Origin of the sequence: Kitasatospora sp. NPDC127111 (assembly GCF_042677465.1) — a bacterium.
GTDB lineage: Bacteria > Actinomycetota > Actinomycetes > Streptomycetales > Streptomycetaceae > Kitasatospora.
Map to the genome: position 1 here is coordinate 1 of NZ_JBHXTG010000002.1, position 13,246 is coordinate 13,246.

The 13,246-nt window shown below is 75.3% G+C and carries 11 protein-coding genes; 7 read left to right on the forward strand and 4 right to left on the reverse strand.

The window, feature by feature from the left end; genetic code table 11:
* The 3 genes from ACFVHB_RS01850 to ACFVHB_RS01860 all read right to left on the reverse strand — a co-directional run.
* Positions 1–387 (reverse strand): acetyl-coenzyme A synthetase N-terminal domain-containing protein (locus ACFVHB_RS01850; protein WP_380314265.1); only part of this gene is annotated, 387 nt, incomplete at its 3' end.
* Positions 388–596: 209 nt separating this feature from the next.
* Entirely contained in the window at positions 597–2,999 is a 2,403-nt protein-coding gene (locus ACFVHB_RS01855) for a SulP family inorganic anion transporter (RefSeq protein ID WP_380314266.1), read from the reverse strand.
* Between the two features lie 454 nt (positions 3,000–3,453).
* Positions 3,454–4,446, reverse strand: coding sequence for an ATP-binding protein (locus tag ACFVHB_RS01860; RefSeq protein WP_380314267.1), 993 nt, complete (start codon positions 4,444–4,446; stop codon positions 3,454–3,456).
* 265 nt (positions 4,447–4,711) lie between these two features.
* Here ACFVHB_RS01860 and ACFVHB_RS01865 point away from each other — a divergent pair, with 265 nt between their 5' ends.
* A complete protein-coding gene (locus ACFVHB_RS01865; RefSeq protein ID WP_380314268.1) occupies positions 4,712–5,605 on the forward strand; it encodes an oxidoreductase in 894 nt (297 codons plus the stop codon).
* A 459-nt stretch (positions 5,606–6,064) separates the two neighbouring features.
* On the opposite strand, the gene ACFVHB_RS01870 is transcribed toward ACFVHB_RS01865, so the two are convergent.
* Positions 6,065–6,994, reverse strand: coding sequence for an HAD family hydrolase (locus ACFVHB_RS01870; RefSeq protein ID WP_380314269.1), 930 nt, complete (start codon positions 6,992–6,994; stop codon positions 6,065–6,067).
* Between the two features lie 843 nt (positions 6,995–7,837).
* Between ACFVHB_RS01870 and ssd the strand changes: the two genes are divergently transcribed.
* The 6 genes from ssd to ACFVHB_RS01900 all read left to right on the forward strand — a co-directional run bounded on the left by ssd (position 7,838) and on the right by ACFVHB_RS01900 (position 13,195).
* A complete protein-coding gene (gene ssd, locus ACFVHB_RS01875) occupies positions 7,838–8,965 on the forward strand; it encodes a septum site-determining protein Ssd (protein ID WP_380314270.1) in 1,128 nt (375 codons plus the stop codon).
* Positions 8,965–10,311 carry a TadA family conjugal transfer-associated ATPase gene (locus tag ACFVHB_RS01880; protein ID WP_380314271.1) on the forward strand — a complete coding sequence of 449 codons (1,347 nt, stop codon included), beginning with the start codon at positions 8,965–8,967 and terminating at the stop codon, positions 10,309–10,311. Before ssd ends, ACFVHB_RS01880 begins: the two co-directional genes overlap by 1 nt.
* A gap of 352 nt (positions 10,312–10,663) precedes the next feature.
* The gene (locus ACFVHB_RS01885) at positions 10,664–11,557 is read left to right on the forward strand and encodes a type II secretion system F family protein (RefSeq protein WP_380314272.1); all 894 of its coding nucleotides are present in this window, start codon (positions 10,664–10,666) and stop codon (positions 11,555–11,557) included.
* A 251-nt stretch (positions 11,558–11,808) separates the two neighbouring features.
* The gene (locus ACFVHB_RS01890) at positions 11,809–12,375 is read left to right on the forward strand and encodes a type II secretion system F family protein (RefSeq protein WP_380314273.1); all 567 of its coding nucleotides are present in this window, start codon (positions 11,809–11,811) and stop codon (positions 12,373–12,375) included.
* Positions 12,376–12,462: 87 nt separating this feature from the next.
* Complete coding sequence (locus tag ACFVHB_RS01895; RefSeq protein WP_380314274.1) at positions 12,463–12,738, forward strand: DUF4244 domain-containing protein; 276 nt, start codon at positions 12,463–12,465, stop codon at positions 12,736–12,738.
* A complete protein-coding gene (locus tag ACFVHB_RS01900; RefSeq protein WP_380314275.1) occupies positions 12,728–13,195 on the forward strand; it encodes a TadE family type IV pilus minor pilin in 468 nt (155 codons plus the stop codon). Before ACFVHB_RS01895 ends, ACFVHB_RS01900 begins: the two co-directional genes overlap by 11 nt.
* Positions 13,196–13,246: the final 51 nt, after the last annotated feature.

The following is a 13,246-nucleotide window of genomic DNA, read 5'->3' on the forward strand; positions in this document are numbered from 1 at the left end:
GAGTTCCAGCAGGGCGTTGGCGGCGCGGGAGACCTCGTCCTTGAGCTGGGCGTAGGTGATCGAGCGGCTGTCGCCGGGCTCGCCCTCGAAGTGGAGGGCGATCCGGTCGCCGTTGCCCGCCTCGACGTGCCGGTCGACGCAGTTGTAGGCCACGTTGAGCCTGCCGTCGGCGAACCACTTGGCGAACGGCGGGTTGGACCAGTCGAGCGTCTCGGTGGGCTCGACGGCCCAGCTGAGGCGGCGGGCCTGCTCGGCCCAGAAGCCCAGGCGGTCCTCGGAGGCCCGCGCGTACGCGGCCGCGGTGACGTTGGCGGCTGCGGCGAGCTCTGCCGGCGGGGCGAAGCGCCGCTCCTCCTTGAGCAGGTTGGCCAGGCTCTCGTTGCTCAACGCGCACTCCTCATCGAGTCATGATCGGGGTCGTTCCCGTGCGTGGGGATTGTCCCGTGTGTCCCAGCGCACAGCTCACCAGGCGAAGAGGCCTGTTGACAAGAGGCTCCTGGGAATTGGTGTAGACCTTTGATCGAGTGTCGAACGCGTAGGTCGAACTGGGGGGCGGCCCGCGCCCCCGCCCGCCTGGTGGGGGCGCGGGCCGGCTCTCAGGCGGCCAGTCGGGGATCGCCCCCGGTCGTGGCGGTGACGTCCAGGCCGGCTCCGGCGACCTGTTCGATTTCGTTCACCCGCTCGGGCGTGTCGCAGGGCGCGGAACCGGCCGTTCCGGCGTGGAGCGCCTCGACCGGGCTGAACCGGCCGCTCTCGCGGTCGAGCACGTAGGCCTGGGCGGTGGCGAAGTCGAAGTACATCCCCACCAGCCGCAGCGTGCCCTCGGCGACCCGGCGCTCCACCGCGGGGTTCGCCATCAGCTGGTCCAGCTGCTGGACCACGTTGGTGATGCAGAGCTGTTCGACCAGGTCGACCACCGGCCGGGCGGTGAACTCGGCGGGGACGCGGCGCAGCCGGTCGAGCGAGCCGCGGCCGTTGCGCAGCCAGCGGGCCAGCGCGGTCGGCGGCCCCGGGAGCTCGTGCACGCCGTCCAGCAGGGCCTTCATCGCGCCGCAGCCGGAGTGCCCGCAGACCGTGATGGACCGCACCTCCAGCACCTCGACGGCGTACTGCACCGCGGCGGCCACCGAGTCGTCGTTGGCGCCGGGCTCGAACGGCGCGGGTACCAGGTTGCCCACGTTGCGCACGGTGAAGAGGTCACCGGGGCCGCTGTTGGTGATCATGCTGGTGACCATCCGCGAGTCCGCGCAGGTCAGGAAGAGCTGGGAGGGCGTCTGGCCCTCCCGGGCGAGCCTGGCCAGCTCGGGGCGGATCAGCGGGGCGGTGTGCAGCTGGAAACCCCGCACGCCGTCCAGCAGCCGGCCGTGCGGATCCTCCTGCTGTTCGATGCAGTGGTGCCCGACCCACGGGGTCCAGGCCCGGCAGCGGTGCGGGCCGGGGGAGCTGCCCGTCCGGACCGTCCCGTCCGGGTCGAGCACCTCGTCGTCCTGGCGGCGCGTCACCATCGTGACCCGGCGGCCGGCCGCCTGATGGCCGGCCCGCCAACTGTGCAGCGTCTCGTACGCGGCGTGGTCCAGGAAGGAGCCGTCGTGGACGACCGTCACGTCGGCGGTGGCGGGGATGCCGGCCAGCGCGCGGCTCAGCCGGGGCACGGCGGTGAAGGTGAGCGGGCCGTGCGTCTGCACGGTGACCGAGCCGTCCGGACCGGCCAGGACGTCCACGTGGGCGCGGGTCAGTCGGTAGAGCGCCAGCAGGACGGCCATCGCCGCGCCCAGGGCCACGCCCGACAGGACGCCGAGCAGCACCACTCCGAGCACGGTGATGAGGTAGACCGGGAACTCCCGGTGCCGGTGCACCTTGCGGATGTGCGCGAAGCTCACCATCTGCAGCCCGACGACCAGGACCAGGGCGGCGAGGGCGGCGAGCGGGATCCGGCGCAGCCCGCCGGTGAGCGCCAGCGCCGCGGCGAGCACCCAGGCGCCGTGCAGGATCGAGGACCAGCGACTCCGCGCGCCGGCCCGGACGTTGGCCGTGCTGCGCACCGCGCCGCCGGCGATCGGCAGGCCGCCGAGCAGGCCGCTGACCATGTTGGCGATGCCCTGGCCGCGCAGTTCGCGGTCGAGGTCCCCGGTGCGGTGCGACATCCGGTCGATCGCGACGGCGGAGAGCAGCGACTCGACGCTCGCCACGGCGGTGACGGTCAGCACGGCGGCGAGGATCGCGGCGAGCGGCCCGTGCGGAAGCTCGGGGATGAGGTCGTGCGGCTCCCACGCGGGCAGTTCGACCCGGGCCAGGTCCAGGCCGAGGGTCATGGCGAGGGCCGTCGCGGCGGCGACGGCCGCCAGCGGGCCCGGCAGCTTGGCCAACCGAGTGCCGAACTCCCCGGCCCTGCCCGGGAGTCGGCCGAGCCGTGGCCAGCCGAGCAGGACGGCTGCGGTGAGCGCCCCCACGGTCAGTGCGGCCGGGTGCGGGCCCGCCAACTGGCCGGGCAGCGCCAGCAGGTTGGCGAGGGCCGAGCTTTGCGGGGAACCGCCGAGGACGACGTGCAGCTGGGCGAGGGCGATGGTGAGGCCGACGCCGGCCAGCATGCCGTGCACGATGGCGGGTGAGACGGCGAGCGCCGTCCGGGCCACCCGTCGTACGCCGAGCAGGAGTTGGAGCAGGCCGGCGGCGAGTGTGATGGCGCAGGTGGCCTGCCAGCCGTACTGGGAGATCAGCCCTGCGGTGATCACGGTCAGAGCGGCGGAGGGGCCGCTGACCTGGAGGGGGGTGCCGCCGAGGAGGCCGACCACGATGCCGCCGACGGCCGCCGCGGCGAGGCCGGCCGTGAGCGGGGCTCCGGTGGCCAGGGCGATGCCGAGGGAGAACGGCACGGCGATCAGGAAGACCACCAGGGAGGCCGAGAGGTCCTGCAGCCAGCGGGTGCGGGAGGGCGGGCCCGGCGGGGCGTGGTCGTTGGTGTCGGAGGCGATGGGGGCGCTGGAGATGTCGAGGGTCATTGTCTTCCCGTCTTTTCCGGGGGAACGAACGCAGTCAGGTCCGGCGGTGAGTCCGGTTGTGCGGCTCGGGGAGCCGGATCGGCTGTCGTGGGTCGCGACGGTGTGGCGGGATGGCGTGGGCGCGGCGGGGAGTGCGGGGTGTCACCGGCCGGGCCGTGGACCATCAGCGGGCCTCGACGAGGCGAGGGCGGGCATGCCTCGAAGAGGACCATCAAGACTCGGTAAACCGAGGGTAATGAAAGCTTTGCACAGCGTCATCCCGGGCGACAGGGGGAAAAGCCCGGATTCACCCCATTGGGTGGTAGTCGAACCGAGGGGAATCTGCTGACGCACGGGCGTGTCCGCCCGGCCCGGAGCGGGGCGGGCGACACGCGAACGGGCTGCGGCCACCCCCCGACGGAGGGAGGCCGCAGCCCGTTCGGTGCCGGCCGCCGGAGTCGGCCGGCGGTGCCCGTCAGACGTGCGCGCCCGCCGCGGCGGGCTGCTCGCCGCCGAGCACGAAGTCCCGGTCCACCTGGGTCGCGAGGTCGACGCCGACCTTGGCGTTGGCCCAGCTCTCGGCGTTGCGGAGGTGGAAGAGCACGGCCTGCTCGGTGTAGCGGCGCGGGTCCCGCAGGCCGTGGGCGGCGTCGGCCTCCTCGCGCAGCCGCTCCAGCACGGCCCGGTTGCCCGGCTCCAGCGTCCGCAGCGGCGGCTCGGCGCCCTGCTCCAGCCGGCGCACCCAGTCGGAGTGGCCGAAGGTTGCCAGCAGGTCGTCGCCGGCCTCGCGGCGCAGGAACTCGACGTCCTCCGGGCCCTGGACCTTGTTGCCGATCACCCGCAGCTGCACGCCGAAGTCGCGTGCGTAGTCCTTGTACTGGCGGTACACCGAGACGCCCTTGCGGGTCGGCTCCGCGACCAGGAAGGTCAGGTCGAAACGGGTGAACAGGCCGGAGGCGAAGGAGTCGGAGCCCGCGGTCATGTCGGTGACCACGTACTCGTCCCGGCCGTCGACCAGGTGGTTGAGCAGCAGTTCGACCGCGCCGACCTTGGAGTGGTAGCAGGCGACCCCGAGGTCCTCGTCGGTGAAGGCGCCGGTCGCCAGCAGCCGCACCGAGCCCTCGTCCAGCGCGATCGGGCGGGCGCAGGCCGCGTAGACCGGGTTCTCCTCGACGATCCGGAGCAGGCGCGAACCCCGGCCGGGCGGCGTGGTCTTGATCATCTCGTCGGCGGAGCGGATCAGCGGGTTGCTGCCGCGCAGGTACTCCTTGATCTCGGGCAGGTGGGCGCCGAGCGAGGGCAGTTCGGCGGCCTGGGCGTCCGTCAGGCCGAGCGCGGGGCCGAGGTGCTGGTTGATGTCGGCGTCGACGGCGATGACCGGGCGGCCCGCGGCGGCCAGGTGGCGGATGAACAGTGAGGACAGCGTGGTCTTGCCGCTGCCGCCCTTGCCGACGAAGGCGATCTTCATCTGGGACTCCGGCTCTCGCTCTGGGGCCCGTGCGCGGGGCCGCTTGCTCGGTGCCTCGCCGCTGCTTCCGGGTCGCTCGTTCCGCGCCGCTTCCGCTCCGCGCCGGGGCCGACGATCTCCAGAGTTGGAAATCGTTATCGTCTCCGATAGTGGCATGCTATCCGGGGTTTCGGCTTCCCCGTCGGAGGGGAGTGACGATTGCCTCTAACGGGTGATCCGGGGTTGCTGTTCCGGGAGTGGCCCCCTGGTCATTACCCTCGGGTAGGTGAGCACTGGAACAGATCCCCTCGCCCCGCTGGCCCAGCTCCCCGGGGTGCCCGACGCGGTGGCCGAGGTGCGCAAGGCCGTCGACCGCCTCTACGGGCACCGGGTGATGCGCCGCCGCGCGGCCGAGGTCACCTCCGAGTCCGCGCTGCGCGGCGCCCGCGCCTCGGCGGCGCTGGCCGGGGCGGACTGGCCGCTGGAGGAGGTCCGGCGCCGCAGCGACTTCAGCGCCGACCCCGAGTCGCGCACGGTCGGCGCCGCGCTGCGGATCGCCGCCGAGGCGGGCCAGCTTCTGAGCGTCTGGCGGCACTCCCCGCTCCAGGTGCTGGCCCGGCTGCACCTGCTGGCGGTCGGCGACGCCGACGCCGGCGCGGGCCGGCCGCGGCAGGGCGGGGAGGCCGCCGAGGAGCTGTTCCCGCTGGAGCTCGAGCCGGCGGAGAGCGTCGAGGCCGATCCGGCGGCCGGCGAGCCGGTGGCCGCGCTGCCGCCGGCCCCCGGCGCCGACGAGGTCGCCGCCCGGCTCGACCAGCTCTCCCGGCTGCTGGTCGCCCGGGCCGAGGGGCAGGGCGTCGGGACGCCGGCCCTGGTGGTGGCCTCGGTGGTGCACGGGGAGCTGCTCGCGCTGCGGCCGTTCCGCTCGTACAACGGCGTGATCGCGCGGGCGGCGCAGCGCATCGTGCTGATCGCGGAGGGGCTCGACCCGAAGTCGATCTGCCCGGCCGAGGTCGGGTTCGCGGAGCTCGGCACGGACGCCTACCGGCGGGCGCTGGCCGGCTACCTGTCGGGGACCCCGGAGGGGATGGCGGCCTGGATCGCGTACTCCGGCCGGGCGCTGCGGCTCGGCGTGCGGGAGAGCACGGCGGTCTGCGAGGCGATGCAGCGCGGCATGGTCTGAGTCCGGAGCTCCGGACGGCGAGATGCGGCGACGGCGAGATGCGGCGACGGACAGAGAGATGCGGCGGCACCTGATCCTGCCGGGTGCCGCCGCTGGCACAGGTACCGGGTGACCAAGCATGCACCGGAAGTGCCCATCAGACGGGGATCCTGCCCGTTCGTCTGGTGCGGCGGCCCGACAGCGGGTCGGCTGCATGTGGGTGCTCGGTTATCTGTACGCGCGGTCCGTGGGGCCTGAACTGCGTTGTCGGTTTGACCTCTTCGGTCCTGACCGGGTCTCGCGGGCCGTGCTTCATTTGTATCGCGTTTCGGGCGAAAGGGGAACCCGAAACGAGAAGTCTTCGGCTTTTGCCCGTTTTGTCCCAAAAGTTGCCGCTTGGCCCGGGTGTTCGGGTCGCCGTCCGGGCCGGACGCCGGCCCGCCCCGGGCGGCGATCCCGCCCGGGGCGTCCGGCGGTTGCTCAGGCGGCCGGCCGGCGGCGGCGCGCCACGTACCAGATCACCCCGGCCGTCAGCACGGCCGTCCCGACCGCCACGGCGGTGAGCACCGAGCCGCTCGGCGCGGAGAACTCCGGGAGCCGCCGCCGCAGTTCCACCGGGCGGTCGAAGACCAGCACCGGCCACTCGCGGGCCGCCGCCTCCTTGCGCAGCGCGCGGTCCGGGTTGACGGCGGACGGGTGGCCGACCGCCTCCAGCAGCGGCAGGTCGGTGGAGGAGTCGCTGTAGGCGTAGCAGTCGGCGAGGTCGTAGCCCTCGGCCTCGGCCAACTCCCGGATGGCGGCGGCCTTGTTCTCGGCGTAGGCGTAGTACTCGATCTCGCCCGTGTAGCAGCCGTCCTCGATCTTCAGCCGGGTGGCGATCACGTGGTCGGCGCCGAGCAGCGCGCCGATCGGCTCGACCACCTCGGAGCCGGAGCTGCTGACGATCACCACGTCGCGGCCGGCCGCGTGGTGCTGCTCGATCAGCGAGGCGGCCTCGTCGTAGATGATCGGGTCGATCAGGTTGTGCAGGGTCTCGGCGACGATCTCGCGGACCTGCTGGACGTTCCAGCCCCGGGTGAGCGCGGAGAGGTACTCGCGCATCTTCTCCATCTGGTCGTGGTCCGCGCCGCCGACCAGGAAGACGAACTGGGCGTAGGCGCTGCGCAGTACGGCCCGACGGTTGATCAGGCCGCCCTGGTAGAAGGGCCGGCTGAAGGCCAGGGCGCTCGACTTGGCGATGATGGTCTTGTCGAGGTCGAAGAAGGCCGCGGTCCGGGGGCCGGCCGCGCGCGGCCGGGCGGCCGGGGGCCTGGGATCGGCGTTCCCGGCGTTCTCGGCGTTCTCCGCGGGCGCGGCGGTGGAGTCCGGGGACTCGTCGGCGTACTCGTCGGCGTTCTCGGTGGTGTCCACGGGAACCGAGGATAGAGGGCGCCGCAAAAGGGCCCGCCATTCGGCGTACTCGTGGGCGCGCGGGTTTGTGTTTCTGGCCGCTCGGGTACACCATGGAAGTCACGGATCGTTCGCGACCGTGCTAACCCGGTCCGGCTCCTCCCCCCCGAGTCGGGCTGTGGATAGACGACCCCCGCTCTCCCCCCCGGCGGGGGTCGTCGCACGTCCGGGGCCATTTTCAGGGCTTGAAGGCTGCTGGGGCCGATCCGGCGGGGGCCGCGCGGCGGTCTACAGGGGGTGTCGGGGCGCGGCGGCGCCGGACCACTTTCGTCACTCTGTGTTGCTGCTTGCTCATGACTGCCCGCGGGCCGGGTCGGGCTGCCGAATCGGCCCCTAGAGCCCTCCCGGGGACCTCGGCGGCGCCGGGCGGGGCCGCCCGGCGGACGGTGCCGGTTCTTCTCGGTGAGGCCCTTTCGTCAATTCTTTGCTCAATAGCCCCCCGCCCGGGTGAACGTTGTTATCCACAACCCCGAGTTGTCCACAGGGATTCGGAACCGGGCTGACGGAATCCCGATCTCCCCCCCACCGTGATGCACGGCAGCGGTTCCCGGGCGCCTCCTACGGGCGCTCCCGGCCCACCGCCTGCCGGAACCATCCGGACGTGGGCCCCTGGCGCCACCCCCGGGCCGGGGCGGGCCCGGGGGGGCCACCCTGTCGACCCCGATCACCGGGGCCGCCGCGTGTCCCCGGCCCGGGGGCCCCGGGCCCCCCCGGCGGCCGCGCCCCCCCCCCGCCCGCCCCCACCCCCCGGCCGGGGCCCCCCCGCCGCCCCCGGCGGGCGCCCCCGGCACAGGGGAGACCACCATGTCGACACCGATCACCGGGCACGCCGCCGTCCACGGCCCGGAGGCCACCGGGCCGCTCGTCGTCACCGACGACGAGGGCCTGGCCGAGCACCTGCTGCGGCTCTGCGCGGCCGCCGGCACCGAACCGCAGCTGGTCCGGGGCGGCGCCCCGCCGCCGCGCGGGCTCTGGGAGGGCTCGTCCCTCGTGCTGGTCGGGGACGACCAGGCCGAGCGGTGCGCCGGGCTGCCCCGCCGCACCGGGGTGCTGCTGCTCGGGCTGGACCTCGACGACTCCGGGGTGTGGGTCAGAGCCGTCCAACTCGGCGCCGAGCACGTGCTGTTCCTGCCCGATGCCGAGGCCTGGCTGCTCGACCGGATCGCCGACGCCGCCGAGGGCATCGGCACACCGGCGCTGACCGTCGCCGTTCTCGGCGGCCGGGGCGGGGCCGGTGCCTCCACCCTGGCCTGCGCGCTCGCGGTCACGGCCGCGCGCACGGGCCGGCGGACCATACTCGTCGACGGCGATCCGCTGGGCGGCGGGCTCGACATCCTGCTCGGCGGCGAGACGGCCGGCGGGCTCCGGTGGCCCGACCTGGCCGGCTCGCGCGGCCGGGTCAGCGGTGCCGAGCTGGCCAAGGCCCTGCCGGTGCTGAAACGGCTGACCGCGCTGTCCTGTCTGTCCTGGGACCGCGGGGACACCCTCGCGGTGCCGCCGGAGGCCATGCGCAGCGTGCTGGCCGCGTCCCGGCGGCGGGGCGGGCTGGTCGTCGTCGATGTGCCGCGCCACCTCGATCCGGCGGCCGGGCAGGCGCTGGAGCAGTCCGACACCGCGCTGCTGGTGGTACCGGCCGAGCTTCGCGCGGTGGCGGCCGCGGACCGGGTCGCGGCCGCCGTCCGGATGCGACTGGACGACGTCCGGGTGGTGGTCCGCCCGCTGCGCTTGTTCGGCCTCCCGGCCCACCGGATCGCGCGGGGGCTGCGGCTCCGGCTCGCCGGGGAGCTGGCGGCGGAGCCCGGGCTGGCAGCCGACGTCGAGCAGGGCGTGCCGCCCGGCATCCGGGAGAACGGCCCGCTGGCGCGGTTCTGCGAGAGCTTCCTGGCCGAGGTGCTGCCGCCGGTTCCGGCCGTCGGGGGAGGTGTGTACTGATGGTCCGTCTGCGCGGAACGGGCACCGGCGGCGGCGCGGGAGCCGGGGCCGACGGCCGGGGCGGCGGCGTGCGGGAGCGGCGGCCGCTCAGGAACGTCACGGCGGCGGCGCAGCCAGCGGGGCCGGCCGGGCCGCCGCCGTACGGGCGGACGGCCCGGGAGGAACGCACCGCGGCGCTGCTCGACGCGGTACGGCTCAGGCTGGCCGAGTCCGGGGCGCCGCCGACGGCCGGGTCCGTCGCGGCGGTGCTGCGGGCCACCCGGCCGCCGCTCGGCGGCGACGAAGTCCTCGACACCGTGCGCACGCTGCGCGCCGAGCTGGTGGGTGCGGGCCCGCTGGACCGGCTGCTGGCGGCGCCGGACGTCACGGACGTGCTGGTCAACGGCCCGGACGAGGTCTGGGTCGACCGGGGCGGCGGTCTGCGGCGGGCGGTGGGTGTGCGCTTCCCCGACGCCGAAGCGGTCCGGCGGCTGGCCCACCGGCTGGCCACCGCCGCCGGGCGGCGGCTGGACGACGCCCGGCCCTGGGTGGACGCCCGCCTGCCCGACGGCACCCGCCTCCATGCGGTGCTGCCGCCGATCGCCACCGGATGCACGCACATCTCCCTGCGGGTCTGCCGTCCACGGCCGTTCACGCTCGACGAGCTGGTGGCGGGCGGGGCGCTGCCCGCCGCCGGGGCCGAAGTGCTCGCGGGCATCCTGCGGGCGAGGCTGTCCGTCCTGGTCAGCGGCGGCACGGGGACGGGCAAGACCACCCTGTTGGCGGCACTGCTCGGGCTGGTCGGGCCGGACGAGCGGATCGTCGTCGTCGAGGACTCCGCCGAGTTGCGACCCGCCCATCCGCACGTGGTCCGGCTGCAGAGCCGCCCGCCCAACCAGGAGGGCCTGGGCGAGCTGGCCCTGCGCGACCTCGTGCGCCAGGCCCTGCGGATGCGCCCCGACCGGCTGGTCGTCGGGGAGGTCAGGGGCGCCGAAGTCGCCGACCTGTTGGCCGCGTTGAACACCGGCCACGAAGGCGGCTGCGGCACCGTGCACGCCAACACGGCGGCCGACGTGCCGGTCCGGCTGGAGGCGCTCGGGGCACTCGCCGGGCTGGACCGACCGGCCCTGCACAGCCAACTCCGCGCGGCGCTCGACGTGGTGGTGCACCTGGTCCGGGAGCCCGCCGCCGGGCGGCGGCGGGTCGCCGAGATCCACGTGCTGGCCGGCGACCGGGCGGGCCTGGCCGTCACCACCCCGGCGGCGACGTTCACGCCGGACGGCGCCGTCGTCCCCGGGGAGGGGTGGGAGCGGCTCATCCGCCTGCTGGCGGTGCGCGGAGTGGTGCTCAGGGGCGGTCCACCGTGACGGCGGCACGGGCGGAGGTGCTGTTCGTCCTGTGGCTGTGCGGCTGCGTGGTGGGAGCCCTGGCGTTGCTCGGGCCCGGCGTGCGACTCCCGCCCGCCCGGCCGCCCGCCCGGCGAAGGAGAGACGCCACCGAGGTCGTGGCCGAGCAGGACGGAAGGAAAGGAAGGTCATCGAGGTGATGAAGGATCAGATCGCGTTGTGCTGGGTGGCGGTGCTCTGTCTGGGTGCGCTCGCCGCGTGGTGCGCGCTGCAACGCGCGGCCACGGGTGCGCGCGGCCGCAGGCTCCTGCCGGCCGGTAACGGCCCTGGGGGAGAGGGTGGTTGTGGGGCGTGGGCTGCCCGCTGGAGTCCGGTGGCGGCCACGGCCGGGTGGCGGGCGCGGCACCGGCCCGAATGGCTCGGTCCCGAACTGCTGGTCTTCCCGGGCGGGTTGTCCGCCTGGCCGGTCACGGGCTCACCCGTCCCGTTGCTGGTGTCCGCGCTGGCGTACGTGCCGCTGCGCCGCTGGCGGCAACGCCGCGGTGTGGCGGCGCAGGCCGGGCAGCGGGCGGCGGCGATCGTCGACCTCTGTGCCGGGCTGGCAGGGGAGTTGCGCAGCGGGGCGACACCCGAGCAAGCGTTGCACGTGGTGACGACGCGCATCGCCGCCGACCGCGAGGCACTGCGCCGGCTCGGCGCGGAACCGGTGGCGCGGCTGGCTGCCGGCCGCTACGGCGGGGACGTCCCGCTGGCGTTCCAGCTGCTCGCGGAGCTGCCGGGTGGCAGCGGGGCGACCGCGATCGCCGCCTGCTGGCGGGTCACCGCCGACGGCGGCTCGGGCCTGGCCGCGGGGTTGGACGGGGTCGCCGAAGCGCTGTGCGCGGAACAGGCGTTGGCCGAGGAGATCACCGCCGAGCTGGCGGCTCCGCGGACCACGATCGCCGTCCTGGCGGCCCTCCCGGTGGCCGGCCTGCTGCTCGGGGCCGCGCTCGGAGCCCGTCCGCTGACCGTCTTGCTCCACACCCCTGCCGGCCTGGCCTGTCTGGCGGGCGGGGCTGTCCTGGAGGGCCTGGGCCTGGCGTGGACGGCGCGCATCGTCCGGGCGGCGGCCCGAGGAGCCCTGGAGACGCCCCAGGACGTCGAACGGGCGGAGCCCGCGGCCGGGGCGGCGGCAGGGCGGGGCGGGTGGCGCTGCGGCCTCTCGCGCACGAGGGCACGGCCGGGGCGGCCGAGCGGTTCGTTCCGGGCGGAGGTGATGTCCGCATGAGGCGGGCGGCCGACTGGGCCGTCCTGGTGTCCGCGGCGGCGGCGGGCGGGCTGCTCCTCGGCGGGTGGTCGGCGCGGTGGACGGGACGGCGGCGGTCGGCGGCCTGGCTCGGCACCCGGGCCCGGTCGCGGGTTCGGGTCCCCCGTCGGCGCGCCGGACCGGGCCGGCGGGCGGCGCCTCGTCCCGGTCGGCGCGACGGTGCCGGTCAGGCGCGGCGGGCGGTCCTGGCGGCCGGTGCCGGGATCGGTGCCGTGGTGGTGCTCGGGGGCGGCACCGGACTGGCGGTGGGCGCGCTGCTGGCCGTGGCGCTGCACCGGTGGCTGCCCAGGGCGAGGTCCCCGGACGAACGGCGGGCCGTGCTGGAGGAGGAACAGCTCACCCGGCAACTCCCGCTCACCGCCGAACTCCTGGCCGCCTGTCTCGGTTCGGCCGCCTCTCCGGCCGTGGCGGTCGCGGCGGTCGGCCGGAGCGTCGGCGCCCCGATGGGGCCCCGGCTGGTGGCGATCGCGGCCGAACTGGCCCTGGGGGCGCCGCCGGAGGTCTGCTGGATCCGGTTGGGCGACGAGCACCCGGCGCTGGCGCCGTTGGCCCGCTGCCTGGTCCGGACGAGCATCAGCGGGGCTCCGGCGGCCGGGCTGCTGATCGGCCTGGCGCACGGCAGGCGGACGGCCGCCGCCCGCACGGCGCACGCCCGCGTCCGGCGGGCCGGGGTCCTCGCCACCGCGCCACTCGGCCTCTGTTTCCTCCCGGCCTTCGTGCTGATCAGCGTCGTCCCGGTGGTCATCGGGCTCACCACGCGTTTTGCGCAGGCGATGTGAGCCCACGGCGGCGGCCTTCGCCCGGCGCCTGACCAGCGACCCACTCACTCCCTTACCAACTCACCCACTCGACACGAGGAGAAGTCCATGGCCGTAGTGCTCTCACCCGAACGCGTCACCACGCGGCGCCCGGGTCACCGGCTGCTGGAGCTGTGCCGCCGACGGGGCCGCTGGGCGGCCGGCCGGGCCAGACAGTCGGCCCGGATCAGGGGCAGGTCGGATGCCGGAATGACCACGGCGGAATACGCGGTCGGCACGCTGGGGGCCTGTGCCCTGGCCGCCGCGCTGTACAAGGTGGTGACCAGTCCGACCGTGATCAGCACGCTGACCGAGCTGCTGGACCGGGCGCTCCATGCGACGTGACGGCACGTCGGTGCGGCGGCCGCGGCGGATCCGCCGGTGTCCCTGGCGCTGTCGGCGGCGGCGACGGGGCCGAGGCCGGGGCGACGCGGGCTTCGTCACGGCTGAGACGGCGGTCGCCCTCCCGGCGCTCGTGCTGCTCGCCGTGATGCTGATCTGGGGTGTGCTCGCGGCCGGTGCGCAGCTCCGCTGCGTGGACGCCGCACGGGTGGGCGCCAGGGCGGCCGCTCGCGGGGAGCCGGACGCGGCCGCGATCGCCGGTTCGGCGGCCCCTCCCGGGGCGGTGGTCCGGATCGCGGTGGAGGGCGACACGGTCCGGGTCACGGTGGACGCACCGTCGGCGGCTCCGGGCCGGCTCGGGGCCCTGTTGTCGGTGCGGCTGGGCGCGGCCGCCGTGGCGGCCCGCGAGGACACCCTGACCGGGAGCGGAGGAACAGGAGGTGGCCCGTGGCCGTCCTGAGGCAGGGTGCGGTTGCGGCGGTGAAGGGGCTGCGGGAGGGGTCGCGGCGGG

Coding starts and splice junctions, on each gene's coding strand:
- ACFVHB_RS01855 (WP_380314266.1), bottom strand. CDS start 2,999: ATGACCCTCGACATCTCCAGCGCCCCCATCGCCTCCGACACCAACGAC.
- ACFVHB_RS01860 (WP_380314267.1), bottom strand. CDS start 4,446: ATGAAGATCGCCTTCGTCGGCAAGGGCGGCAGCGGCAAGACCACGCTG.
- ssd (WP_380314270.1), top strand. CDS start 7,838: ATGTCGACACCGATCACCGGGCACGCCGCCGTCCACGGCCCGGAGGCC.
- ACFVHB_RS01880 (WP_380314271.1), top strand. CDS start 8,965: ATGGTCCGTCTGCGCGGAACGGGCACCGGCGGCGGCGCGGGAGCCGGG.
- ACFVHB_RS01895 (WP_380314274.1), top strand. CDS start 12,463: ATGGCCGTAGTGCTCTCACCCGAACGCGTCACCACGCGGCGCCCGGGT.
- ACFVHB_RS01900 (WP_380314275.1), top strand. CDS start 12,728: ATGCGACGTGACGGCACGTCGGTGCGGCGGCCGCGGCGGATCCGCCGG.